The sequence below is a fragment of the Staphylococcus felis genome, assembly GCF_003012915.1.
Lineage (GTDB): Bacteria > Bacillota > Bacilli > Staphylococcales > Staphylococcaceae > Staphylococcus > Staphylococcus felis.
Genome location: NZ_CP027770.1, coordinates 2,210,950 through 2,236,016 on the forward strand (window position 1 = coordinate 2,210,950; position 25,067 = coordinate 2,236,016).

The window sequence follows — 25,067 nt, forward strand, 5'->3', positions numbered from 1 at the left end:
AATCCTCCTCAATTAAAAAAGCACCCCAAACTATCATTATTGAAGGGACGACATTAGCCGCGGTACCACCCTTTTTCACAAACGTGCACTTAATTAAATAGTTAGAGATGCTTTTATGATATTAATATTGGTAAGTTCACTCAAAGTAATTCATTAGTTCGCACCACCACTAACTCTCTTCAGAAAACATTATGAGCTACTACTCCATTTAAATTCAACGTAAAATATGACTTAAATATTGATTCTATTCTATATTAAGAAATTTATACCTTTGATGCAAGCTTTAATATTCAAATGTTAAGTGTCTATCGTAAATATACCTGATTTTGCGTCACATTTTCAAAATTAAGTTGTACATAGAATTTGAATTAAAAAATATGTTAAAATTTGGAAATACATTGTTTTTGAAAGGACGTTGAAAATATGGGTACAGTTTTCCCCTATGCATTTGAAGATAAGCGATACCACACACTTAACTATCATTTAAAAAATAAATTTGGAGAGAAAATATTTAAAGTAGCTCTCGATGGCGGATTTGATTGTCCAAATAGGGATGGTACTGTCGCACATGGCGGTTGTACATTTTGTTCAGCAGCTGGTAGTGGTGATTTTGCAGGCAATCGTGCTGACCCAATAGAAGTTCAATTTGAAGAAATTAAAAATCGTATGCATGAAAAATGGCATGAAGGTAAGTATATCGCATACTTTCAAGCATTTACAAATACACATGCACCAGTTGAGGTCTTACGTGAAAAATTTGAATCTGCACTTAAACAAGAAAATGTTGTCGGACTTTCGATAGGTACTCGTCCAGACTGTTTGCCTGATGATGTTGTAGAATATCTTGCAGAATTAAATCAAAGAACATACTTATGGGTCGAATTAGGCCTTCAAACCGTTCATGACCGAACATCAAATTTAATCAATCGCGCACATGATATGGAGTGTTATAATCAAGGCGTCGCCAAGTTACGTAAACATCATATTAATGTTTGTTCACATATTATTAATGGACTTCCTGGAGAAGATTATGACATGATGATGGAAACTGCTCAAACAGTAGCTCAAATGGATGTTCAAGGTATCAAAATTCATCTCCTGCACTTATTAAAAGGGACGCCTATGATTAAACAATATGAAAAAGGTCTACTTGAGTTCATGTCCAAGGAAGAGTACATTCACTTAGTCTGCGATCAACTCGAAATCATTCCCCCTGAAATGATTGTTCACAGAATTACAGGTGATGGCCCAATTGACTTAATGGTGGGGCCAATGTGGAGTGTTAATAAATGGGAAATTTTAAATGAAATTGATGCAGAATTAAAAAGAAGAGGTACAGTACAAGGGACTCAGTATAAGGATGCGGTCCACCTATGATTATTCAACGTATTTTACCTTTCGCTAAGCAACTTATAGAAACACATGTCAATGCATCTAGTGTTGTAATAGATGCCACATGTGGCAATGGATGGGATACACAGTTTTTAGCGCAATTGGTTCCTGATGGTTATGTCTATGCTTGTGATATTCAAGCAGCAGCAGTAGAAAAGACTTCTGAACGCGTTCGATCTTTTAAAAATGTAAAAGTCATACACACAGGTCATGAGCATATTATAGATTATATCCCTACTCAACATCGTCAATCACTCGATGCAGCCATTTTTAATTTAGGTTATTTGCCTAAAGGTGATAAATCGATTGTCACTCATCCTGATACAACTATATGTGCCATTGAAAATATATTCAAACAACTATCATCTGAAGGTATTATTGTGGTTGTGGTATATCCTGGTCATCCTGAAGGTCAAATCGAAAGTAATGCAGTTCATCAATTTTTGAGCCACTTCGATCAAAACATGGCACACGTTTTAAAATATGAATTTATAAATCAACAAAATAATCCTCCCTATATTGTCGCCATAGAAAAAAGATAATCGACACACAATCATAATAAAGAACCACTTACTCAAAGTTTAACGCCGCCTAAAATACAAATAGGCTTGGCATTCAATGGGAAAGTGATTCTTTATTTTTATTCATTACATTCGTCAATAAGCGAATTAAAAAGAGATTTTAATCTGTTTTGTCTATCCTTTATTTTAGCGCATACAAATTGTATTAACTCTTGCTTTTCATTTAATTTATTTTCATTAAAATAAATCAGTACTGTTCGCTCATCATTTTGTGGTCTTTTCTTTGTAATCCATTGTTTTTCAACTAAGTTATTATAAACACGTGTTCTTTTGTACGATTTAATATGAACGTATTGATCCATTTCTTTTAATGACATCGACCCTTTGTCCCAAAGCATGAGTAAAATTAGGAACTCTTCTTTAGATAATTTATATTTTTGCTCAATTGAATCAAAGACATCTTCAACCTCTTTTTGCAAATCCTCTAAGTGCAATAACTGGCTCACTTCAAAATCTTTTTCTCTAATCATGATTAAGTCTCCTTTCATAAGAGTCCTTATAACCTTTTTACCCTAACGTTAAAAGACTTAATCACTTATCATCAATGTCATATCGTTAAAAACTTAATATTCATTATTCATTTAGAATAAATAATCAATAGAATCTTGCATTTGCTTTAAAACATTAACTGATTTCTCAAATTTTTCTTTTTCATCTTCATTAAGAGGTGTCTCAATAATACGTGTTGCCCCTTCGCCATTAATTAATGTTGGAACACCTGTATAGACGCCAGTATGTCCATATTCACCTTCTAAGTAACTAGAAACTGTTAAAACAACATTTTGATTTTTTAGAATAGCTTTAGAAATATGCATTAAGCCCATTGCAACACCATAATAAGTCGCTCCTTTGGCTTGAATAATTTCGTAAGCAGCATCACGTGTTTTCACATATATTTCATCAATTAAATGAGCCTTTTCTGGATTATTTTTGAGCTCTTCGTATAAAGGAACACCTGCAATTGTAGCCGAAGACCATACAGGCACCTCTGAATCACCATGTTCACCAATAATGTTAGCGTGCACGCTAGCCGGAGCCACTTCAAATGCTTCACTTAATAAATGTCTGAATCTCGCAGTATCTAAAATTGTACCTGAACCAATTACTTTATGTTTTGGAAGTCCAGAATATTTTAATGTGACATATGTTAAGATATCCACTGGATTTGCAGCAATTAAGAATATACCATCAAAACCACTATCCATAATAGAAGTAATAATGTTTTTATATATCTTGGCATTTTTTTCAACTAAATCTAATCGTGTTTCTCCTACTTTTTGTGGCGCGCCTGCACAAATGACTACTAAATCTGCGTCACTACAGTCTTCATATTTCCCGGCTTTTACTTTTACAGGCGACATTGCGTATGGTGCACCGTGATTTAAATCAAGTACATCACCTAATACTTTATCTTCATTGATATCTATAATAAATAGTTCGTCAGCAACACCTTGACTAACCATTGTAAATGCATAACTTGCTCCAACCGCACCGTTACCTACTAATACAACTTTATTACCTTTTTTAGACATCATGACTCTCTCCAATCTATTCCTTCAGTATTAATCACTAATTGTGATTTTTTTCACATATATAATTTACCATGTTTTTATTAGAAATGCAAGTATGATTTTTTTGGCTCTCAGTTAAATTGGACTGGTCGCATTAAATTAAGGCGTTATGCAATAATAGATTGCTTAACTCCTTTTTCGTTGCGTGATCATAAAGTCTTGAACATTAATGCCTCTTTTAATACAACATAAATCAGTAAAATTGAGTTGGTAAAACATATTTTATAACTTAGGGGTGTGAATAAATATAGCACATTTGATTGTTTCCTAAGCCGAGACTTCTGAGGCATCTTGCCGTAACCGAAAATCCATTTTAAGATTGGGTAAGTTCAATCTTAAAATGAGTTGAGGTGAAGCGCCTAGAAAAGCGAGGCTTTATGGAACAATCAAATAAATAAAATTATTTATACAGCAGTCCGGTTTACTATAGAACCTTCTTTTTTCAAAACTTATTTAAAATGATTGGCATCCTATTATTAAAAATGTCAAGAAGTGAATTGAGTAAAAAGTTCTCTTCCTGACATCCAAAATGATTATAATTAAAAAGTTTCCTGCTCGTATATAAACCCTGAAGTATAGACTCGATTATTCAAGAAAGTAAGGATATATTGCATTACTGCATCTCTTTCTGGTTCATTATGAATTTCATGATTCAAACCTTTCCAAACTTTAAAATATAACTCGTCAAACATTTTATATTTTATCAATTCCATCGTCGCATTTGTATCACTTATTTTGTCTTGATCACCAAACATTATACAAGTCGGAACATTCTTTAATTGATTTAAATAATCATTTGTCTCCTTCATTGTTTGAACTACCTCTTTATACCAATGATAGCTCACCTTTTTTAGCATTAAAGCATCACTATATGTATCTTCAAGCACTTCAGGATGACGCGTTAAATGTTCATAAGTGATACCTAATTCAAATTTAGCACTTTTTGATATATCACCTACATTTGAAAAAAGTGTTTTTTGTCGAGTTTGCCTATTGTTTTGAAATGCTAGTAATGGTGACAACAGCACAATTCCCTCAAGGTTTAAGTCTACTTTTTCTAATAAATTAATCGTAATTAAGCCACCTAAACCTACACCAATCATAAAAGTTGGTAAGTGATACTCTTCAGCTATAGCTAACCACTCTAAAACACGTTCATGATATATATCAAATGAGTCGATTTGACCTTTGTTCATTCGAGACGTTTGCCCTTGCCCTGGTAAATCACCCATAATGACGTGAAAACCATTTCGTCTTAGTTGCGTTATGACATACGCATATCGCCCAGTATGTTCTAACATATTATGGACAATGACAACGACACCTTTTGCCTCAACTTCTGTTTCCCATTTCCACATATTGTATTTTCCTTCCTTACAACATAATATGTTCTATTATAACGTTTAATTGTAATCTATGACTAGCGATATCAAATTGGATAATTAATATGGCTAGTGGTATCAAAAAAGAGATTGGATCCAAAGCCATCCCCTGATAGAATCACTTCACATCTCAATCTCATATCAATTTAGATTTGTAATAACCTCAAAGTCATTGTGACAAATCATTAACTTAATTTAAACGTTTTTCTCACTAATGGTACATTTAAGAGTAACACAGTTAATAGTACTTCATAAAAAGTAGGAAATAATTTAGCAAGTAACATTAAGAAAAATTGACCTATTAAAGTACCATTCCCTTGACTCGCATTAAAATTGGCTAGAATCGCAATATCAATTACATTTAAGCCTATAACTACAACTAAAACAATCCATAATTTTTTTGTTAGAATGCCAACAATTGTTCCAATTAAGACCATCAAAATTAACTCAAATACAAAATATTGAATAAACGTATCGAGTTGCGTCCCAAAAATATAAAAAGCCATATCTCTAAACATAACATTACTCCCTTATGCATTAATAATTTCATGTTAACATGAAATAGGCTTCGTAAATTTAAAGTTATCGTTAAGATTATCCATTTGAATTTACACTCAATTAACATTCTTTTTTCCATCAACTTTTACGATGTATTTACACAAGGTTTAAAATGGTTTAAACCTGCTGTGGTACGTTTTAAGTAAATACATAGGAAAGGAAATTGAGATGAAAATAATCGTTAAAAGCTTGTTTTGCTCATGTTTATTGTTATTTATACATTTCTATTCCTCAGTTGTTTTTGAACCCATTTTTCTTTAAAAGTTAATTATTATAATGAATGGTTATCAATTGGCTAAAAAGATTGAATCACACAGATTATAGTTTTAACTTGAAAACGTTTTCTTCATTGTTCCTTTCATGCTAAACTATTGGTATATAGTTAAGTTGGTATGGGAGGAATTTTCATGAGTCTAGTTAAAAACTTTTTTATTGCATTATCAAATAATGCATTTTTAAATAATACTGCTAAAAAAGTAGGTCCTTCATTAGGAGCAAATAAAGTCGTTGCTGGAAGTACTATCGATGAAGTTGTCGAAACAATCAAAGCTTTAAATCGCAAAAACATTTCAGTAACCGTTGATAATCTTGGTGAATTTGTCAATAATAGACAAGATGCCATTGCTGCTAAAGAAGCAATTTTAGATGTTATGAAAGCGATTAACGATCACCAATTGGATGCACATATGTCAGTCAAATTAAGTCAACTTGGCGCTGAATTTGATAAAGTATTAGCATACGAAAATATTTATGATATTGTAGCCAAAGCTAAGTCCTATCATCATATGCATATTAATATCGACACAGAAAAATACGATAGCTTATTTGATATTACCCAAACTTTAGATCGGTTAAAATCTGAATTTTCAAATGTTGGTACTGTTATTCAAGCTTATTTATTTAAAGCAGATGTTCTCATTGATAAGTATCCAGATTTGCGTTTGCGTTTAGTTAAAGGCGCATATAAAGAATCTCCTTACATCGCCTATCAAGATAAAGGTGAAATAGATCAAAATTATATTCGTCTTATTGAAAAACGCTTATTAACCGCAAAAAATATGACATCGATTGCAACACATGACCACCGTATTATCAATCACGTCAAACAGTTTATCGATGATCATCATATTGATAAGTCAAAAGTTGAATTTCAAATGTTATATGGATTCCGTAGCGACTTAGCTGAATCTATTGCGAATGAAGGCTATCAATTTACGATTTACGTCCCATTTGGTGATGATTGGTTTGGTTATTTTATGCGTCGACTTGCTGAACGCCCTCAAAACCTGACATTAGCATTAAAAGAATTTGTTAAACCTAAAACAATTGCAATATTAGGTTGTGTCGGCCTGTCTACGTTATTATTTTCTCTATTATATCGCAAAAAATAAAATAAAATAACATACTTTATTTTTTATGATATATCACTAACTCAAATTCAAGGCGATGAAATAATATACTCATTTCATTATTTCATCGCCTACACAATTTAAAGTTTATTTAAATGAATTTAATAAATTAGCCATCTCAATGGCACCAACAGCAGCTTCCGCCCCTTTATTTCCTGCTTTTGTGCCTGCTCTTTCTATTGCTTGTTCGATATTTTCAGTTGTTAATACACCGAATATAACAGGTACGCCTGTATCATCACTAGCCTTAGCAATTCCTTTCGCCGCTTCATTACAGACATAATCATAATGTGTCGTTGCACCTCTAATCACACATCCTAATGTTACAATTGCATCATACTTTTTTGTCAAAGCCATTTTTTTAGCCACAATTGGTAATTCAAATGCTCCGGGCACATATGCTACATCGATATCATTTTCATCAACTTGATGTCTTTGTAAGGCATCTAATGCCCCATCTACTAAACGACTCGTAATGAGATCGTTAAATCGACTTACAACGATTCCAATTTTTAATCCTTTTCCTACTAATTGACCTTCAAATTTCATATTTTATATCCTCCTGAATTTATTTCAATTAGAGCATATGCCCCATTTGTGTTTTTTTAACATTCATATAGTCATGATTATGAGTGTTGTTGTCTACTATAATAGGTATCCTATCAAGTATTTCGATGCCATAATCTCGAAGTCCCGAAAATTTTTCAGGATTGTTACTTAATAAATTAATTTTTTTCACACCTAAATGTTTTAACATCTGAGCAGCGATGTCATACTCGCGCAAATCTGGTTCAAATCCTAATGCTTCATTAGCAGTAACCGTATTATAACCCTGTTCTATCAATTCATATGCCTTCAGTTTATTAATTAAACCTATACCGCGTCCTTCTTGTGGCAAATATAAAATAATACCGTCATTTTCTTGAATATATGACATCGCTACTTCTAATTGTTCTCCGCAATCACAACGTTGACTATGAAAAATATCACCTGTTGCACACGCAGAATGGATGCGTACATTCATTTCTTCACTTAACTGTCCTTTTACAATTGCAAGGTTCTCAGATCCATCCACCTTTGAAGTAAACCCGTACATATCAAATTCACCAAATCGTGTTGGAAGTTTAATTTTAGCATCTTGTGTAATTAAAAAAGTATGTGCTTTTATATATTTTACAAGTGCTTCAATTGTAATCATTTTTAAATGATGCTCTTCCTTAAATGCTTGTAATGACTCGCCTTTCGCCATTGTGCCATCATCATTCATAATTTCACAAATAACACCTGCAGGTTGTGCGCCTGTTAACTTAGCCAAATCCAATGTCGCCTCTGTATGACCTCTTCTCTCTAAAACGCCCTTTTCTTTGCCAATAAGTGGAAAAATATGACCTGGTTGATTAAAAGTATGTGCATTTAAATGCGGTTCAATAAGTGCACGTACAGTTTGCGTTCTTTCAAATGCGCTGATACCTGTTGTACTCTCAACATGATCAATGCTAACTGTAAATGCTGTGCCATGTGGATCTGTATTATTTTGTACCATTACTGAGATGCCTGCTTGATTTGCAATATCTTGTGAAATCGGAGTACATATTAATCCACGTCCATATTTAGTCATAAAATTAATCGTATCATCATTCATCCATTCTGTAATAGCGACAAGATCACCTTCATTTTCTCGATTTTCATCATCAAGTACAATGATCATTTCACCATTTTTCAATGCCTTTAGCGCTTCATCAATTGAATCAAATTGCATGATAATCCCTCCGTTAAAATCCAGCTTTCAATAAGTCATTCATTGATAACTCTTTTTTATTTTGTATGGATGCTGTGACATATTTAAATAGCATATCAGCTTCTAAATGAACGACATCACCTTGCGTCTTATGAGATAAAGTAGTCGCTCGTCTTGTTTCAGGTATTAAATGTATTTCAAATGAAGTCGTATTTTTAGAAAAAACGGTTAGACTTATACCATCAACTGCAATTGAGCCTTGAGCAATCATTTGATTCAGTATTGAAGAAGGCGCTTCAATAGTGTATATCCATTCATTTTGGGATTGTTTAACATGAAGGATTTTTCCTATATCGTCAACATGACCTTGCACAAAATGTCCACCTAAACGGCCGGTTGCTAATAATGCTCGCTCTAAGTTTACTTGATCTCCTGATTTAAGCTGATTTAAATAGGTTTTATTTTCTGTTCCTAAAATCACATCCACTTTAAACGACGTATCATCAAATTCAATTACTGTTAAACATGTACCGTTGACACTGATTGAGTCGCCTATTTTCATATCGTCTAAAATTTTGGATGCTTTTATTGTGAGTTGAGTTGTGGGATGGTGCTTTTGAATAGATTGAATTGTGCCTAATTCCTCAATGATACCTGTAAACACATGGTCACTTCCTTTTCAAATGTAGTTTCAGGTCAGTATCTAACATTTCAGAATGTACAATTTCAAATTGTGGGATTTGGTCAAGTTCTTGAACCCATGCTGTTTGATAAAATTGGTATAAACCTTGACCACCTATGATTTTCGGGGCTAAATATAGGATGAAGTGAGTAACAAAAGGTGATGCTAAAAACTGAGATGTTATGTTTGGACCCGCTTCGACAAGTACGCGACCAAACCCTCTTTCATATAAATCTTTTAAAATATAGTCAATACGACAGTCTTTCAGTTTAACAATGCATACATTTTCTAAGTCTGTTGTTAATTGTGTATTTTCAGTATAAATGTAAATAGGTGCTTTGAGATCATGGAACATCTTTGATTCCCATTGCAATTGTCCGGATTTAGACAAGATCACTCGAGTAGGATGGTGACCTTCCTCTTTACGAACAGTTAAGCTCGGGTTATCTTTACTCAATGTCTCATTTCCAGTTATTATCGCATCATGCGTATGTCTTAATTTAAAGACATCAGATTTCACAGCTTTTGATGTGATCCACTGACTTTCTGAGCTATCAGTTGCTTGTTTGCCATCTAGACTTGCACTTACTTTCACTGTTACTATCGGCAAAGCATTCATCTTACTGCTAAAAAAGGATTGATAGCTTCTTTCCATTTGCACATTTTTTCGATATTCTACTTCAATACCAGCGCGTTCCATCATTGCATGGCCCGTTGAAGGTAAAGTCACATCACGTGCAGCATAAATAACCTTAGAAATCCCTAATTCAATAATGCGCTCAGCACAGGGAGGCGTTTCACCGTAATGTGAACAAGGCTCTAATGAGACATACATCGTTGAACCTGCCACATGTTCTGCACCCGCCATATCAATTGCTTGTATTTCTGCGTGCTTTTGTCCTTTTTTTAAATGTGCACCTATTCCAATAATTCGACCATTTTTCACAATGACCGCACCTACTGGAGGATTGGTTCCCGTTTGGCCTTCAACCATTTCTGCAAGTTGAATTGCATAATTTAAATAGTTCAATTCTCTTTTCACCTCAATAAAAAACCACTCGATTGTCGAATTCGAGTGGTGGGATTGTATGATTAAATGCCAATTAAATAATTTGCATTATAATACGATTAAGCATCAACAAATAAACATTTCCATAATAGTATTAAGAAATGCGTCGATGATATTCTTCCTCCCATCCAGACTCTAACTGTCGGCTCTAGATTCTCACTAGATCAGCCATATTTGTATCAAATATGGGTCGCAGGCTTATGATTTACTGCCGGTTGGGAATTTCACCCTGCCCCGAAAGAATATTAATGAAATTGTCATTGAGATTAAAAGATACTATGTTAAGGGTATGGGACACGCCATATTTTTCAGCTAACAGCTAAAAAGGTTTGTCCCAACCTCATGCTAATATCTTATATGAATTGTCGAATTTTGACAAATTATAAACACTAAACCTTTTATAATCATTATTTTTTGTTCTTTTTCTTACTTTTATTACCTTTTTTCTTCTTATTCTTCTTTTTTTCCTTCTTCTCTTGTTTTTCCAATGCCTTTTGAGCTTTGTATACTTCATATAGGTTGTCAACTGATCGTACGGCTTGCTGCAAAATCATCGTAACACCATTTCTTTCAAAATTAACTCCATTTGTAATTTGTCCAATTGCACGTAAATTATTAACCGTTCCATATAACGGGCTGACAACTTCATTTGTAGAAGGTACAATTTGAATACCGCCCATCGGATGTGACTGTACGATTTGTCTATTGGAGATATCGATTAATAGACCATCATCTTCATCTAATTCATCTAAATTTTTCTTTGGACCTGTTGCATTGATGACTGCATCTACTTTTGTTTCATTTGGTTGATTTTTGAATTTGAGTCGAAATTTACCGTAATAATGACGCACATGTTCTAAGCCTGAATATATTTCTAATGTTTCATTTTGTAACGCTTCAATAATAAGATGTGCTGTTTCTCTCGGCATTGGATTGGTATTTTCACGTAAATAACGATAATACTTACGCATAAATCGCATTTGATCTTGGCGACTCAAACTATTCCAAATCCAGTCCATATTTTCTTTTATGACTTCCAATACACTTTGTAGTGCGCCTACTTCTTCCTTATGGTTCAAATCATATTTCAAGTCACGAATTGCATCATATTTACGACGATTCAATAATTTTTGGAGCGGAATTCCTAAATAATCGCACTCTTTTTTGAAGAGTCGAATCGCCTCCTCTAATGGCACGACACCCATATTATCTGATTTTAATGCATCAAAATTGTTCATTGTAATAAATCGAAGCTTGATATCTTGCATATCACCACGAACACTAGGCAATTTGCCACTACGACTCGCTAATAAAATCGGCCTTTTCTGATGATGAGTCATTGCATAACGTATAACATCTAAACTTGCCAATCCTGTACCCACAATAGCAATACGATCATTTTGAGACACATCTTCAAGCGTTCGAAATGTCGGATAAGGTGAATGAATGTATTTCTCTGTGCCTTTTAATTGATATGGATCTTGATATGATAGCGTCCCAATTGTAAAGAATACATAGTCATATTTACGACACGACTCAATATCGTCACCAGTACATACGACAATCCTTTTAGGAATGATGGCATTAGCTTGTTCTTCTATGTACATGTGAGTCACCGCTTCATATATTGGATTGATATTATCAAATTCGTCACAATATTTCTCTAGGTGCGCTTTCATATAGTGACCAAATACATATCTTGGGAGGTACTCAGCATTACCATAGTTAAAATCATCTTGTGCGTTATACCATTCACGAAACTCTAACAGGTTATCTTTATTAAGTGACAACATATCAACGGGTACATTAATAAGTAAATCCTCGCTATCATTTTGGAAAGGTTGGCCTTGCCCCATATTTTCAGCTGTATCATATAAATCAACTGTTAGCTTTTTAAATTTTTTATATTTGACGAGTTGTCTTAAAACACTCACTCCTGCTGTTCCTGTTCCAATAATCGCAACTTTCATAGTCATCATCCTTATTCACAAATATTTATTAATACCCTTACCCTATTTTGACAGCTTTAATGGATTAATACCGTTATAGTAGCTAAAATATGATTGGGAGCATCTTTTAATTTCAAAAAAGCATTAGCTTTATAGACTTACATCTAAACTAACTCGTTCATCTAAAAACTATAAATTCACATCAGTTTGATATTCTACTGTCAATGCAGTATGCTATTTGAAAAGCAGTTCACACACTTAAAATTCTTCCAGCGTAGTTTATGGATATTAATAAGGAGACTGTACAAATGAAATTTTTATTTAAAGTTATGATTGCAACTGTTATTTTATTTTTCACATTAGGGCGTCATAATAAAGCGCAATAATACATTTTCACTTTAAAATGATATACGATTTTAGTTAAAAAACCCACTGCTCATTATTCATTTGCAGTGGGTTTTGACTTAGTAATTATCGCCATCGATATGCTTTTGATCTCCTTTATAAACATACCAATTAAAATATTTACCTTCAGTTTTCATATCTTTATAAAAACTAGCAATGATTGAAGCGTTACTCTTTGCCCAATTAATATCAGTTGCATACTGATGTTCTCCTGGGTTTTTAGGGTTCCATCTCATACTATACAACGTGTTCTGGTTAGGGTTTGATAAATAATGGTCATGAATAAATTCTGCTCCGCCCTCTATGGCTTTTTCTGGAGTATCCCAGCCTTTTTTCTTGGCATACTCTGCTCCAGTTTGAATCGGATCTCTATCAAGTGCACCTACACCGTAAAAATTGTAATATTTTTTCCCATCAATTTCTACACCGTTTGATAACTCTGACATTACTGATCCTGTTTCAAGTAATGCATGTGAAATGAGATAAACTTCATTGACTTGTTTATCTTTTGCTGCATTCACAAAATCATCTGTGTGAGATAGCAAAGTAGGATGGTCATATAACATACGTTTAATACGATTCTTATCAATTCCTTGATACTTTGATAAATCTAAAAATTGATATTTTTGTCCTTGATTATCCATAAACTTCGAGCTATCCATAGCCTCTTTAATTTCGCTATCTGAAGCATCACGCCAATTTGTGTTATCCTTATTAGAAACTTGCTGACTTGTATAATTATCAATTTGCTTTCGAGATGCTTCATCAAGTGTAACATCTAACTTTTCAACTGTTTCAACTTGTTCGACGGACTCAAAAATAATTTGATCTTTTATCATATTAAAAAACAAAAAGCCAACAACTGCCGCAAAAATGAGTGAAAGAATAACGGCAATAATGGAACCTTTTTTGTGCTTTCTCATAAACACACCTCTTAAATAATGTTAGTTAAAATCTTACTATTATTGATACTCTTGAATACAAATTTTACCACCTTCAACAAGCATTAACAATTCGAACACTATATTGTTACACATTCATAAAAAAAAAGTAATGAATATGTAAACTCATTCATTACTTTTCATCGCGACAATAATCCATCATTATAAAGCTAATGGCTTGAGAACGATTTTTATAATAGTATTTTGCCAAATCAATTTTACCTTCGATGTCACCATCTCGATACATCATTTCTTTAGTCGTATTATTAATCATTACAAATTCAGCATTATCGCGTATGATTTCCAAATCATCATTACGTGCAAAAAAGTGTTCAATATTCAAGTGTTCGTAATCCATTATAGCCTCCTTAACGATTTATATCTTTTTACTTTTTCAATTCATTCACTTCAAATTAATGGTTTATTTTAAATAAATATGCTTCAAACAATCGTAATAAACTAAAAGTATCATAAATTGCACAATGCCTCAATCTTTTCGTTGTGCTATAAAAATAATGACCGGTCCAAAAACAAAAAACGAGGTAATCTATTTGTCATTTAACAAAGTTTATCAAAAATACAACAAGTATATACATTATCTTTTAAACCAATATCATATCAGGTATAATTATGATGATTATTATCAACAATTACTCATACGCTTATGGACGCTTACAAAAACTTATCATTCAATTAAATCTCAGAATAAAGATGCATATTTCAAATATCGTCTTAAATACCATTTAATTGATTTACTCCGAAACGCTTCGAAACAACCACTACATGTTGATTTAATTACCATTGAAAATCATGCATCATACACCGCATTAACCGATGATGATTTATTATTGCATCAGTTATTAACACGTCTCCCCTCATCACACCGATTATGGCTTAATTTGTATTTAGCAGGTTATCGTCAATATGAAATTCAAAATCAAATGAATAAATCTGCCACTACAATCAAAAAATACAAAAAAGAAACTTTATATTTTTTGAGACAAATAATCCAAAAATAACTTACGGAGGGCTCTAATGAAATCAAACTCTAATAATATATATGAGAACTTACTATATATTAAAACTTCTGAATCTCATACACATCGCAATACGCTACAGTTTTATCATTATCATATGCACTCTAACCTAACTATTAAAGATTTACTGAAGCAAATTTTACTCACTTATCAAAAAGATCTCCTTACCCAACAACGTATAGCTAGCGAATTAGTGCAAACACATCATCTCATACCTATTTTTGCATCCAAATCGATTATTCTTTGTCCCCTGCAGTCTAATCGAGCACCCGTTCAATATTTTATCAATATGAATCACGTCATTTCTATTACTTCTTTAAAAGATAAAACGAAATTTCACTTCAAAATGAATCATACCCTCATCGTTCCTATTCCATTTACGCTATGTTTAAATAAATGGAAAGCTGCTCATGCACTATCAATACTTGTACAAAATTAAGACGCTCGATTTAACTTATACATTACTAATCGTTTGGTAAAATAGCGATTCGAAATTTTTAAAAGAATGAGCGTACACACAATGAGAACTATTGAACCTACCATTAATCCAATTAACTTAACCAATGACATTTCTATATCTGACTGAATCAAATAATGGATGACACTTAAGCTGATTAATAATCCCGTCAAAAACAAACCGAGCAAAATCACATTAACGACAAACAAACCTATTAAAGTTCCTAATAAGGCGTTTGACTTACGCTTATTTTCATTAAGAAGAACGCTTTTTAAATAATCTGTTACAAATGCACCTGGTGTTTTATATTTTAATTGCAATGCCTCAATCGTATGCGAGTTTATATATTGATGTAATGCCTTTTTCTCTTTTTTATTTAAGAACCAAGTTTGCTTTTCTATTTTTTGTTGAAACATATTTGTATTCATATAACGCTCCTCTGCAATATTTTTCAATCCTTATCATAAGTGAATATCCACAATGTAACAAGTCTCTCCTTAATAAGTATTTCTATTTTTTCATAAGAAAGCAAAACGCATTCTCAAGTGTTTAAAACATTTGAGAATGCGCCTATTACTAAAACGAAATTAAAGCGTTAAATATACTTATTAATCATTCATTTTCTTTCTTCTTCCAAATATCACTAGACCTATCAAAATCATTAATCCGCCGAAGAGAGCTGGACTTTTAACTGATTCACTTCCTGTATTTGGCAGTTCTTTATATTCTTTTTTCTGGTTTGCCTGAGTCTTTTTAATAGCCATATTTTTGTTATGAGATTCAGTGTGCCAATCTTTTAACGTTGATTTAATGCTAATATTGTTTAGTGATGCTTCTTTAATTTTATGATGATTTATGATTTTAGGTGCAAAATCATGGTTATTATGACTCACTATATTATGCTTACGCTCAGATTTTAATTTTATACTCTCTTGCTCATTTATTTTTTGAATAGCTTCTGATTTCTTTTTCGTTTCGGGGTCATCTAATTGCGCTATAACATGAGGTGTACTATCTTCTATTATCGTTTGATTAGCTTCATTATGCCCTTCAATCGTATTGACGGTATTTTCGTCAAAATCTATTACTTCGTCAAAATCTATTACTTCGTGAGCGTCTTGTTGAGTTAATGGCTGATATAGCTCACTATCTATGCTGACTATTGTATTAAAATGAAATCCACGGTTATGATTTAGTTCAAACCCAAGATCAATCATATCATATTCTTCAACATCTTCTATAAAACTATCAACTTCTTCTAAATTTTGACTGTTGTTCGTTTCCTCTTCAGGTTGTATCAAATCATTTTCTGTTATATCTAAAACAACATTTTCTATACTTCCTTGAATGTTTTCCGGTTTTGTAGACTCTATATAATCTACGTCATGATTCTCTTCAATTTCTTCAATAGTCCCTTGTATTTGACCACTATCTCCGTTCATCAAGTTGTACTCTAGCATATCTATCATGCTATTTTCATCCATTTCCTCTATCACACCATGGACATGACCATGCACATAAACAGGCTCTGTCATATGAATCATATCTACATTATGATTCTCTTCTATCTCTTCCAAAACACCTTCAGCATAATATGTCGCACTCGGTGAAACAGTGTGATATTCATAATCAACCAAATTGTCTTCTATCATATATTCCATTGTGTCCTCAACACTTGTGTGATCACTCACTGCACCAGCGACCACGCCTGTTGTCGTATTCTCCTCGAATTCAATGATATCGGTATTATGATTAATGCGTCCTCCATCAATATTAGACTCTTCTTCAAATTCAACAACATCTGAGTAATGATTTACATCTATATATGAATTCTCTTTCGTATCGATATGAAGTGTATCTTCAACTTCTTCTACCACGCTATAATGACTATCTCCAGTATCTACGCCTGATTGGGCTTCGATCAAAATAGGTGTAGTATCTTCAACTTCTTCTGTAAAAACATATCTACTATCCCCAAAATCTCTACCTGATTCAGAAATGATAACAGCTGGATAGCTATCATAGGCTTCCTCATACGGGTTATCTGTTTGATAAGATGTGTGCGTAACTGTATCAAACGTTACCTCATAAGGTTCACTCTTTCCAAAAATGGGTTGGACTTCTTTATTTTTACTACTACCACTGGCATTATTCGCGTATAATTGTACACCATTGTACCAAGTTAACTGATAAGGATAGTAATAATTATTATTATGATAACCATACAGTTGTGTTTGATGTTGTAACTCCTTTGCATCCTTATTGTAGGTATTTACATATTTGATTACATAAGCTAATCCATCTATGTTCTCAAAATCTGCTGTATAACTACCGTTGTTATAAATGCTTAAGCGTATTTGCTGAGTGACATCTTCAAATAAGTCTTTATTTTCTACATCTGCATAAACACTTTCTGGCAATCGCTCTTTACCTTTATATTTGTAAACCTTAACATCAGGCTGGTGAGTATTTGATCCGTTTCCGCTAGTAATATTCCCAGTTACCGAGACAGTACGCATATTCTTTTTATCTGGATTAATATAAGCATAGTGAGTCAGTAAATTTTTCTCTTTATCTAAAATATCAATTCTTCCATTAATCTTGACGCCTTGATTCGTTGTCACACCGTTCAAGTACTTTATATTAAATTTATTACGAGTCTCATGTTGACCTAATCGAACAATCACTTCTTGTTCTCCCGCATTCAAAACTTTTTCAGGTCTAAAGAAAAGGTTTAATGATAGCCTCGATGTTAATTTCTCTTTTTGATTAACATAGTCAGTAAATGTATAACGAATTAATCCTTGTGGTAACACTTCACCATAGGCAATCGTATTGTCATTTTCTTTGATTTCTGGTACTTTCAAATGTGCAGAAATCCCTTTAGTATCAACATTATCGCTGTACTTGAAGTCAAAATAATCACCTTGTTTGATGTCTCCATTAAAATTCCATTCATATTCTAAAGTGATGCGCTCAGCTTGATGAGGGTTGATATCCGTTTGATTATTTTGACCTTTGATCGAACTACTAACTACATTAACCTTATCAGTAACGTCTTTCCCACTATAGTTACGTTTCACTTCATCTAATTGATTACCCGTCGTTTCACTTACTTCCGATGGTGACACTTCATCAACAGGCTGTGTTGATGCCAGTGTAGCGTTAGGTTGAGATTCTGTTTTTATTTCATCTTGATTATCATGCGTTACTGCATCCTGTGTTTCTTCAACAGTCGGTATCGTTTCAATGCTATCGCTTGTAATGTGTTGACTTGCATCATTCTCTAATTGATTTGCGCTTGTTACATTATTCTGATCTTCCGTACCATTTATATTTATTTCTTTAGCATTTGTGATTATTTTTCTTTGTTCAATTCCTATCGTTTCTGTTGCTAGCTCTGACGCTTTTGCTTCGTTATTCTCCCCCATAACGATAGTAAACATTGCACCTGCTGTACATAATAATGGTGCCGCACCTAGTTTATACTTACTGATGCTAAACTTTTGATTGTTATCCACTTTTCTCACCCTCAAATATATAATAAAAAATCCTCTTATTTCTTTAGTAAATCTTTTTGTAAAATTACTATTTTTTTTGCGCACCAGACCATTATATTGTTTTGTTCGCTTTATTGCAAATACTTAATTATTAAATATTTCTTAAATCAGATAAATTTAATACTAAAACCCAATTATTTACATTCATTTTCTTATTATTTTTAGATGATATGCTTTAGTCAAAGTGGTGTTGAATCAATTATAAAAGCGAGATACTTCATCATAAAATGAAATACCTCGCTTAGCATATATATTAACTCTAAAACATTAGGCAATTACTACTAGAGTATACTTAAACCTGAAGATTGGATATCTTTTGCAAAACCTTGCACAGTATCAACAGAGAGTTCATTAATATCTCTTCCGATATTAGCGACTTTTTTAACGACATCTGCTGGACATGTAATAATATCTGCACCGATTTCATCAGCTTGAATCACATTGAACAGTTCACGACAACTTGCCCATAGTAATTGAACACCTTTCTTACGGTGTGTAACCTCAACCGATTCTTTCATTAAAGGTAATGGGTCTACGCCTGTATCAGCAATACGACCTGCAAATACAGAAACATACGTTTCAACGCCTTCTGTAACCGCTTCTGTAATTTCTTTTACTTGTTCGATTGTATACACCGCTGTAACATTAAGTTTTACCTTTTTAGCAGATAAAGATTTAATAAGTGGAATCATTGATTCACCTTTTGTATTTACTATTGGAATTTTAACAAAAATATTTTCGCCGAATTGCTGAATAATTTCAGCTTCTTTTTCCATTGTTTCCATATCATCACCAAAAACTTCAAATGATATAGAAGCATCGGGAATCGCTTCAACAACTTCCTTTGCAAATTGCTTATAATCTTGTACTCCTGCTTTAGCCATTAGACTAGGATTAGTTGTAAAACCATCGACTTCTTTATTTTGATACGCTTTTTTCATTTGTTCAATATCTGCACCATCAGCAAATACTTTTACATTTAAATTTGACATTCTTTTGGGCCTCCTCGAGGTTCATTTATTTCTATTACTGTTATACCATTTCCACTTGAATTTTTGCCATTGATTAGCTTATATTTCTCAAAATCCCCTATACTATATCCTTATCGTGCTATTTAAGCATTAAGTATCACGATTATAATCGCATTATGTAGTGCTTTTCGAATGACATAAGGATTAAGGAAATATTTCATTTCAACAAACTGATAAACATGGTTTCGAAAAAAATTAGTTTTTTGATTAAATCATTATTGCTTTTGATTTATTTTATTACAGTTCCCTTTAAAATATGGTATGATAACAAACGATATCATGAAGGAGGATTATTATGTCTAAGTCAAAAAAGTATTTTTACATATCCTTATTATTAATCATCATTAGTTTTTGTTTTAATACGCATAATCCTTTACTTAATCAACTCTTTGCATCAATTGTTAAATTAATTTTAGTATGTAGTATTGTAAACGCGATTATACTTATTTTAGCAACACATTTTGCTGATAAGTCTATCAAAAACTTGCCCGAACGACGTGATTGGATTCATAAAGCCTCACATATCCTTCCAATTATTTTATTATTCGTTATCATAGCCCATATTATTTCAGCATTGTTTACATTCGGTATTGTGTGAGAATGACTCTCGACATAATGCCGATTCATTTTAGTGTGTATTCAGTTGTATATCGAAACATTTTGATTAGACATTTGAGGTGACATTTTGAAGTATTTCTATGTTTTTATAGGTGGCGCTTTAGGCACATTATTCAGATACATTTTTAGTTACTTGCCCCATTGGCATCATTTTCCTATCGGGACATTCATGAGTAACCTGCTAGGTGCATTTTTGATGGGATTTCTGACTTCAAAGTTACAACATATGCAATTGTTCAATGCTCATGTCAAAAAAGGATTAACTACGGGCATGCTCGGCGCACTCACTACATTTTCTACATTTCAGTTTGAACTTTTAGGATTAATGGAGTCGCATACATTCAATGTTTTATTCTTTTATTTTTTATGTAGTTCTATATTCGGACTACTTAGCTGTTACATTGGATTTCGATTAGGAGAGAATTAATATGACTATTCTTTTATTAATGATAGGTGGTGGCACAGGCGCAATCATCAGACTCCTGATTTCGGACCTTTTAAACCAAATAGAAATTAAAGGACTCTCTTTGCCATTCGGTACTTTACTAGTGAATAGTATAGGTTCTTTTGCTATTGGATTACTGAGTGGGCTATTACTTCAACATCAGTTGCTGAATGTTTTTCTGGTGATAGGTGTTCTTGGAGGATTAACTACTTTTTCAACATTACAACTCGAATTATTACAACAAATTAAAGAAAACCGGTATTTCATCTTCATTTTGTATGGATTCTGCCAATATATAGGTTGTTTTCTTTTTTGTTGGGTTGGCTACCACATATAAAAGCTGAGAAAGATTGGCTCGTTTATTTTAGAATTCCAGTCTTTCTCAGCTATTCTTACTTTATTGTCCGTTAAATTCTAGTGGGTTTGGTCCAATACGCTTATCTTTATTCAGTTGATCCAAGCGTTCCATTTGATCTTGCGTCAGCTCAAAGTCAAATACATTTATATTTTCATTAATCCTAGACGGTGTTACTGATTTAGGAATCGTCACAACACCATTTTGTATATTCCATCTAATAATGACTTGAGCAGGCGAATGATTTACTTCACGCGCAATCTCATTGACTACAGTATCTGTTAATATTTGGGCATTCATGAGAGGTGACCAAGATTCCATTTGAATATGTTGTGCTTCAAGATAATCCTTCAAACGACTTTGCGTTAAATAAGGATGGTATTCAACTTGATTGATAACAGGTTTTATTTTAGCTTCACTGAGCAAATGATCTAAATGCTCTACATTGAAGTTACTTACTCCAATATTATCAACAAGACCTTTTTCGTATAACATTTCCATGCCTTTCCATGTCTCGACCATCAATGACTCATCCAATCCAGGCCAGTGCATAAGGTATAAATCCAATCTATCTAAACCTAGACGATTGAGTGAAGCTTTATAAGCCGCTTCAACATTTTCATAGCCATAATCAGTCAACCAAAGCTTAGAAGTGATAAATAAATCATCACGCTGAAGGTTGGTCTCTTCTAAAGCCTCATGTATACCTTGGCCAACCATTTCTTCGTTTTGATAGATCATCGCTGTATCAATACTTCTATATCCATTTTTGATTGCGTGTTTCACTGCACTTTTAGCATCTTCATCATTTTTAACTCGGAATGTCCCAATTCCAACTTTAGGCATTTGATTTCCATTGTAAAAAGTAATATTCATATTTTGACCCCCTATTATTCATCTTTAAACTTCAATTCAAATGGTAAATCAAAACTTATCATATGAAAAATATTTAAACTTAATACTTAAAAAAATACAATTATTACCTGATGCGTACCTATTTCGATTAAAATGATATAGATAAACAGGCTGGGATATATATCGAAGTTTTCTTATCATGAGATGATTCATTCAATATTACGAAAGTGTCCTTTTTTAAAAGTGTTTTAATGTAAAATTACATGTATATCACGTCGTATTGTTGGCGAGACGCCTGAGGGAATAAGATGAGCGTCGAGACCGCGGCTCGATCCATCCCCTAAGAAATGTGAGCCAAACAATACGAATGATTGATAAAAGAAGAGCGTAGAGGTGATTCAATCATGATTCATCTCTACGCTATCATTTTGGGATTGATGTTCCAAACGCTTTTCATTTAGTTAAATGATTCAATTTCGTCCATAATTTGTTGTAATGCATCAACATCGTATTGAATACGACCATGAAAAACAAACTTATTGAAGTACTCATTTAATTGTTCAGGTCCCACAAGCACTTTTGTACTACTATGATTTGCATAATTCGAAATAGTGACATCGCCATCATTTTTAGGATTAAAATACAAAATGGTTGCTGGTGTATATTTTAAGTTTAATTCTCTTTGCAATTTAGTAGCTAAATTTTCAATATATGACAATCGTTCTGTATAATCTTTAATCGATAAACGATGCTGATCTGTGTCATCTTCATCAAGCACTATTGTTTGTGGCACAGTTTTATCAAGGTTTAAAGTTGCAAAAACCTGAGCCATCATTGGATTATCAGAGAATTGTTGTTGACTCACCCCTTGATATACGTGTCCTTTTAATACTTCTGAGTCTATAATATATAGACCTGTACGCGTTAATACTAGATGACTAATACGTGTAATATCTTCTAAATTATTCGCTGGTAAAAATATATTTGCCAAAATATGCATATCCTCTGGACGAATACGCTTTTCGTCCACTAAGCGCTCACGAATGCCTAACAAACGCATATCAGTAACATATTCACTGTGATTTTTAGAGAATAGCTTTAAAGCATCAATTTCTCTATTTTTAGAGGATAACATCGATTCATATTCTTGCTTATGCTTTGTATCAGCTTTTTTCTTTTCGATACGTACTTTTTCCATCGCTTCATGATGCTCAGAATTAAGTTTTTCTTGCTTTGTTTCTAGCTGGTTTGCAAAGTTTTTTTCAGCTTTTTTCTTACTATTCAAAGCAAAAATGAATAATAACAAGAACAACGCTGCAATTACTATTGCTGCAATTAAGCCAACTTCCATTGGACCAAATTGTATCATTTGTCTATTCCCTTCCTTTTAACTACTTATTCTATAATATACTATTATATTAGATAAACGCTGAATAAGCGATAGTTATCCTCACTAAAATTTAAGATTTTATGTTGAGTGCTTCTCTTATCATATCCACTTTGTCAGTACGCTCCCAAGGTACATCAATGTCATTTCGTCCAAAATGTCCATATGCTGCCGTTTGTTTATAAATAGGACGTTGCAAATCAAGCATTTGTATAATACCGGCAGGACGTAGGTCAAAATGTTGACGAACAACTTCAATTAAGTTATCTTCACTCACCGAACTTGTACCAAATGTATCGATAGCTATTGATACTGGCTGAGCAACACCGATTGCATATGCTAATTGAACTTCACATTTATCAGCTACACCTGCAGCGACAATATTTTTAGCTACGTATCTCGCAGCATAAGCACCTGATCGGTCAACTTTAGTAGGATCTTTCCCAGAAAACGCTCCGCCTCCATGACGTGCATAGCCTCCATATGTATCAACAATAATTTTACGTCCAGTTAATCCAGCATCTCCTTGAGGGCCACCGATAACAAAACGTCCTGTTGGATTAATAAAAAATTTAGTTTCATCATCCAATAAACTGTCATCAATAATTGGATAAATAACGTGTTCTTTAATGTCTTTTTGAATATCTTCAAGTTCAATTTCTTCGTGATGTTGGGAAGAGACGACAATTGTATCTATTCGTTTTGGCGCATCTTGTTCATCATATTCGATAGTGACTTGAACTTTGCCATCTGGGCGTAAATAATCTAAAGTGCCATTTTTACGCACTTCTGATAATCGCTTTGCAAGTTTATGTGATAAATCAATTGGTAAAGGCATGAATGTTTCAGTTTCATTCGTTGCGTATCCAAACATTAATCCTTGGTCTCCCGCCCCGATATTCAAAACTTCTTCACTATTTTCATCACGGTACTCTAATGCTCGATCAACACCTTGTGCAATATCAGGAGATTGCTCATCTATCGCAGTTAAGACGGACATCGTCTTAAAGTCATAACCATACTTTGCACGAGTATATCCAATTTCTTTTACAGTCTCACGTACAACTTTGGGTATATCAACATATGTTGAAGTAGAAATCTCACCTGAAATTAATGCCATCCCTGTTGTAACTGTTGTTTCACAAGCTACACGTGCATTTTGATCTCCCTTTAAAATTTCATCTAAAATTGCGTCAGATATTTGGTCTGCAATTTTATCTGGATGACCTTCTGTTACTGATTCTGATGTAAATAAACGTCTGTTATATGTCATAGTATGCTCCTTTTAATTTTATTACGAACATTCTCTGTATCTGAGCTAAATAAAAAAAGCCTTTCACAACTACAATAGATAGAGTGAAGGCTCAAAACGTCCATTCGCTCTTATCGTTCAGACTCTATATGTCTGCAAACGGTTTGGCACCTTTCTTTGTTAAAAGAGGTTGCTGGGTTTCATTGGGTCCATGTCCCTCCACCACTCAGGATAAGAGAATCCGCTTATCTCATATTACAATAAGATGATGAAAGATGTCAATTTGTATATATTTATTTCTCATTAAATTAAATAGTTTTTTATCTGAAAGTCTGCTTTGAAAACAAATATGAATGTACGATAAATTTTTCTATAAACAGTGGGTATTATTAA

The 25,067-nt window shown here is 33.1% G+C and carries 25 protein-coding genes and 2 riboswitches; of the genes, 8 read left to right on the plus strand and 17 right to left on the minus strand.

Going from position 1 to position 25,067, the window contains the following annotated elements; genetic code table 11:
• Nucleotides 1–423 precede the first annotated feature (423 nt).
• Together mnmL and mnmM are read left to right on the plus strand one after the other, a co-directional pair.
• Complete coding sequence (mnmL, locus tag C7J90_RS10325; RefSeq protein WP_103208316.1) at nt 424–1,377, plus strand: tRNA modification radical SAM protein MnmL/YtqA; 954 nt, start codon at nt 424–426, stop codon at nt 1,375–1,377.
• Nucleotides 1,374–1,934 carry a tRNA 5-(aminomethyl)-2-thiouridylate-methyltransferase MnmM gene (gene mnmM, locus C7J90_RS10330; RefSeq protein ID WP_103208318.1) on the plus strand — a complete coding sequence of 187 codons (561 nt, stop codon included), beginning with the start codon at nt 1,374–1,376 and terminating at the stop codon, nt 1,932–1,934. The genes mnmL and mnmM overlap by 4 nt, the downstream gene beginning before the upstream one ends.
• Before the next feature lie 98 nt (nt 1,935–2,032).
• Here mnmM and C7J90_RS10335 read toward each other — a convergent pair whose 3' ends face one another.
• From C7J90_RS10335 to C7J90_RS10350, 4 genes are all read right to left on the minus strand, one after another.
• Nucleotides 2,033–2,443, minus strand: coding sequence for a transcriptional regulator, SarA/Rot family (locus tag C7J90_RS10335; RefSeq protein WP_103208320.1), 411 nt, complete (start codon nt 2,441–2,443; stop codon nt 2,033–2,035).
• Between the two features lie 111 nt (nt 2,444–2,554).
• Entirely contained in the window at nt 2,555–3,505 is a 951-nt protein-coding gene (locus C7J90_RS10340; RefSeq protein ID WP_103208321.1) for an L-lactate dehydrogenase, read from the minus strand.
• A 578-nt stretch (nt 3,506–4,083) separates the two neighbouring features.
• Entirely contained in the window at nt 4,084–4,902 is an 819-nt protein-coding gene (locus C7J90_RS10345; protein WP_103208323.1) for an alpha/beta hydrolase, read from the minus strand.
• A gap of 209 nt (nt 4,903–5,111) precedes the next feature.
• Entirely contained in the window at nt 5,112–5,444 is a 333-nt protein-coding gene (locus C7J90_RS10350; RefSeq protein WP_103208325.1) for a hypothetical protein, read from the minus strand.
• A 447-nt stretch (nt 5,445–5,891) separates the two neighbouring features.
• On the opposite strand from C7J90_RS10350, the gene C7J90_RS10355 reads away from it, so the two are divergent.
• Nucleotides 5,892–6,875 (plus strand): proline dehydrogenase family protein, encoded by a 984-nt coding sequence (locus tag C7J90_RS10355; RefSeq protein ID WP_103208327.1) that lies wholly within the window; start codon nt 5,892–5,894, stop codon nt 6,873–6,875.
• A 105-nt stretch (nt 6,876–6,980) separates the two neighbouring features.
• On the opposite strand, the gene ribH is transcribed toward C7J90_RS10355, so the two are convergent.
• From ribH to C7J90_RS10390, 7 genes are all read right to left on the minus strand, one after another.
• Nucleotides 6,981–7,442: a 6,7-dimethyl-8-ribityllumazine synthase gene (ribH, locus tag C7J90_RS10360; RefSeq protein WP_103208328.1), complete on the minus strand. Its 462-nt coding sequence runs from the start codon at nt 7,440–7,442 to the stop codon at nt 6,981–6,983.
• 28 nt (nt 7,443–7,470) lie between these two features.
• On the minus strand, nt 7,471–8,652 hold the full coding sequence (gene ribB / locus C7J90_RS10365; RefSeq protein ID WP_103208330.1) for a 3,4-dihydroxy-2-butanone-4-phosphate synthase: 1,182 nt from the start codon (nt 8,650–8,652) through the stop codon (nt 7,471–7,473).
• 13 nt (nt 8,653–8,665) lie between these two features.
• The gene (locus C7J90_RS10370) at nt 8,666–9,295 is read right to left on the minus strand and encodes a riboflavin synthase (protein WP_103208332.1); all 630 of its coding nucleotides are present in this window, start codon (nt 9,293–9,295) and stop codon (nt 8,666–8,668) included.
• A 4-nt stretch (nt 9,296–9,299) separates the two neighbouring features.
• Nucleotides 9,300–10,343, minus strand: coding sequence for a bifunctional diaminohydroxyphosphoribosylaminopyrimidine deaminase/5-amino-6-(5-phosphoribosylamino)uracil reductase RibD (gene ribD / locus C7J90_RS10375; RefSeq protein ID WP_103208334.1), 1,044 nt, complete (start codon nt 10,341–10,343; stop codon nt 9,300–9,302).
• Between the two features lie 151 nt (nt 10,344–10,494).
• Nucleotides 10,495–10,628: riboswitch (FMN riboswitch) on the minus strand.
• A 161-nt stretch (nt 10,629–10,789) separates the two neighbouring features.
• The gene (locus tag C7J90_RS10380) at nt 10,790–12,352 is read right to left on the minus strand and encodes an FAD/NAD(P)-binding protein (RefSeq protein ID WP_103208335.1); all 1,563 of its coding nucleotides are present in this window, start codon (nt 12,350–12,352) and stop codon (nt 10,790–10,792) included.
• A 443-nt stretch (nt 12,353–12,795) separates the two neighbouring features.
• Entirely contained in the window at nt 12,796–13,659 is an 864-nt protein-coding gene (gene sagB, locus C7J90_RS10385) for a peptidoglycan release complex glucosaminidase SagB (RefSeq protein WP_103208337.1), read from the minus strand.
• A gap of 151 nt (nt 13,660–13,810) precedes the next feature.
• Entirely contained in the window at nt 13,811–14,035 is a 225-nt protein-coding gene (locus C7J90_RS10390) for a hypothetical protein (RefSeq protein ID WP_103208339.1), read from the minus strand.
• 193 nt (nt 14,036–14,228) lie between these two features.
• Between C7J90_RS10390 and C7J90_RS10395 the strand changes: the two genes are divergently transcribed.
• Nucleotides 14,229–14,696, plus strand: a complete 468-nt coding sequence (locus C7J90_RS10395; protein WP_106465142.1) for a sigma-70 RNA polymerase sigma factor region 4 domain-containing protein — start codon at nt 14,229–14,231, stop codon at nt 14,694–14,696.
• A 16-nt stretch (nt 14,697–14,712) separates the two neighbouring features.
• On the plus strand, nt 14,713–15,153 hold the full coding sequence (locus C7J90_RS10400; RefSeq protein ID WP_103208342.1) for a competence protein ComK: 441 nt from the start codon (nt 14,713–14,715) through the stop codon (nt 15,151–15,153).
• Here C7J90_RS10400 and C7J90_RS10405 read toward each other — a convergent pair.
• The 3 genes from C7J90_RS10405 to C7J90_RS10415 form a co-directional block, all read right to left on the minus strand.
• Entirely contained in the window at nt 15,150–15,599 is a 450-nt protein-coding gene (locus tag C7J90_RS10405; RefSeq protein ID WP_103208343.1) for a hypothetical protein, read from the minus strand. The two genes, C7J90_RS10400 and C7J90_RS10405, sit on opposite strands and share 4 nt — an antisense overlap.
• 180 nt (nt 15,600–15,779) lie before the next feature.
• Nucleotides 15,780–18,701 carry a fibronectin-binding protein FnbA gene (locus C7J90_RS10410; RefSeq protein ID WP_158701923.1) on the minus strand — a complete coding sequence of 974 codons (2,922 nt, stop codon included), beginning with the start codon at nt 18,699–18,701 and terminating at the stop codon, nt 15,780–15,782.
• A 311-nt stretch (nt 18,702–19,012) separates the two neighbouring features.
• Entirely contained in the window at nt 19,013–19,723 is a 711-nt protein-coding gene (locus C7J90_RS10415) for a transaldolase (protein ID WP_103208352.1), read from the minus strand.
• A gap of 334 nt (nt 19,724–20,057) precedes the next feature.
• On the opposite strand from C7J90_RS10415, the gene C7J90_RS10420 reads away from it, so the two are divergent.
• The 3 genes from C7J90_RS10420 (at nt 20,058) to crcB (C7J90_RS10430) (ending at nt 21,162) form a co-directional block, all read left to right on the plus strand.
• Entirely contained in the window at nt 20,058–20,360 is a 303-nt protein-coding gene (locus tag C7J90_RS10420) for a hypothetical protein (protein WP_106465143.1), read from the plus strand.
• 87 nt (nt 20,361–20,447) lie between these two features.
• Nucleotides 20,448–20,807, plus strand: a complete 360-nt coding sequence (gene crcB / locus C7J90_RS10425) for a fluoride efflux transporter CrcB (protein WP_103209750.1) — start codon at nt 20,448–20,450, stop codon at nt 20,805–20,807.
• 1 nt (nt 20,808) lies between these two features.
• Nucleotides 20,809–21,162 (plus strand): fluoride efflux transporter CrcB, encoded by a 354-nt coding sequence (gene crcB, locus C7J90_RS10430; RefSeq protein WP_232618837.1) that lies wholly within the window; start codon nt 20,809–20,811, stop codon nt 21,160–21,162.
• 60 nt (nt 21,163–21,222) lie between these two features.
• Here crcB (C7J90_RS10430) and C7J90_RS10435 read toward each other — a convergent pair whose 3' ends face one another.
• The 3 genes from C7J90_RS10435 to metK all read right to left on the minus strand — a co-directional run bounded on the left by C7J90_RS10435 (nt 21,223) and on the right by metK (nt 24,695).
• The gene (locus C7J90_RS10435; RefSeq protein WP_103209754.1) at nt 21,223–22,056 is read right to left on the minus strand and encodes an aldo/keto reductase; all 834 of its coding nucleotides are present in this window, start codon (nt 22,054–22,056) and stop codon (nt 21,223–21,225) included.
• Between the two features lie 436 nt (nt 22,057–22,492).
• Nucleotides 22,493–23,404, minus strand: a complete 912-nt coding sequence (locus C7J90_RS10440; RefSeq protein WP_103209756.1) for a nuclease-related domain-containing protein — start codon at nt 23,402–23,404, stop codon at nt 22,493–22,495.
• Between the two features lie 91 nt (nt 23,405–23,495).
• Nucleotides 23,496–24,695 carry a methionine adenosyltransferase gene (gene metK / locus C7J90_RS10445; RefSeq protein ID WP_103209757.1) on the minus strand — a complete coding sequence of 400 codons (1,200 nt, stop codon included), beginning with the start codon at nt 24,693–24,695 and terminating at the stop codon, nt 23,496–23,498.
• A 107-nt stretch (nt 24,696–24,802) separates the two neighbouring features.
• Nucleotides 24,803–24,912: riboswitch (SAM riboswitch) on the minus strand.
• Between the last annotated feature and the right edge of the window lie 155 nt (nt 24,913–25,067).

Bases quoted from the DNA above. Each gene is read 5' to 3' on its own strand.
- mnmL (WP_103208316.1), top strand. From the start codon at position 424: ATGGGTACAGTTTTCCCCTATGCATTTGAAGATAAGCGATACCACACA.
- mnmM (WP_103208318.1), top strand. From the start codon at position 1,374: ATGATTATTCAACGTATTTTACCTTTCGCTAAGCAACTTATAGAAACA.
- C7J90_RS10335 (WP_103208320.1), bottom strand. From the start codon at position 2,443: ATGATTAGAGAAAAAGATTTTGAAGTGAGCCAGTTATTGCACTTAGAG.
- C7J90_RS10340 (WP_103208321.1), bottom strand. From the start codon at position 3,505: ATGTCTAAAAAAGGTAATAAAGTTGTATTAGTAGGTAACGGTGCGGTT.
- C7J90_RS10345 (WP_103208323.1), bottom strand. From the start codon at position 4,902: ATGTGGAAATGGGAAACAGAAGTTGAGGCAAAAGGTGTCGTTGTCATT.
- C7J90_RS10350 (WP_103208325.1), bottom strand. From the start codon at position 5,444: ATGTTTAGAGATATGGCTTTTTATATTTTTGGGACGCAACTCGATACG.
- C7J90_RS10355 (WP_103208327.1), top strand. From the start codon at position 5,892: ATGAGTCTAGTTAAAAACTTTTTTATTGCATTATCAAATAATGCATTT.
- ribH (WP_103208328.1), bottom strand. From the start codon at position 7,442: ATGAAATTTGAAGGTCAATTAGTAGGAAAAGGATTAAAAATTGGAATC.
- ribB (WP_103208330.1), bottom strand. From the start codon at position 8,652: ATGCAATTTGATTCAATTGATGAAGCGCTAAAGGCATTGAAAAATGGT.
- C7J90_RS10380 (WP_103208335.1), bottom strand. From the start codon at position 12,352: ATGAAAGTTGCGATTATTGGAACAGGAACAGCAGGAGTGAGTGTTTTA.
- sagB (WP_103208337.1), bottom strand. From the start codon at position 13,659: ATGAGAAAGCACAAAAAAGGTTCCATTATTGCCGTTATTCTTTCACTC.
- C7J90_RS10390 (WP_103208339.1), bottom strand. From the start codon at position 14,035: ATGGATTACGAACACTTGAATATTGAACACTTTTTTGCACGTAATGAT.
- C7J90_RS10400 (WP_103208342.1), top strand. From the start codon at position 14,713: ATGAAATCAAACTCTAATAATATATATGAGAACTTACTATATATTAAA.
- C7J90_RS10405 (WP_103208343.1), bottom strand. From the start codon at position 15,599: ATGAATACAAATATGTTTCAACAAAAAATAGAAAAGCAAACTTGGTTC.
- C7J90_RS10415 (WP_103208352.1), bottom strand. From the start codon at position 19,723: ATGTCAAATTTAAATGTAAAAGTATTTGCTGATGGTGCAGATATTGAA.
- C7J90_RS10420 (WP_106465143.1), top strand. From the start codon at position 20,058: ATGTCTAAGTCAAAAAAGTATTTTTACATATCCTTATTATTAATCATC.
- crcB (WP_232618837.1), top strand. From the start codon at position 20,809: ATGACTATTCTTTTATTAATGATAGGTGGTGGCACAGGCGCAATCATC.
- C7J90_RS10435 (WP_103209754.1), bottom strand. From the start codon at position 22,056: ATGAATATTACTTTTTACAATGGAAATCAAATGCCTAAAGTTGGAATT.
- C7J90_RS10440 (WP_103209756.1), bottom strand. From the start codon at position 23,404: ATGATACAATTTGGTCCAATGGAAGTTGGCTTAATTGCAGCAATAGTA.
- metK (WP_103209757.1), bottom strand. From the start codon at position 24,695: ATGACATATAACAGACGTTTATTTACATCAGAATCAGTAACAGAAGGT.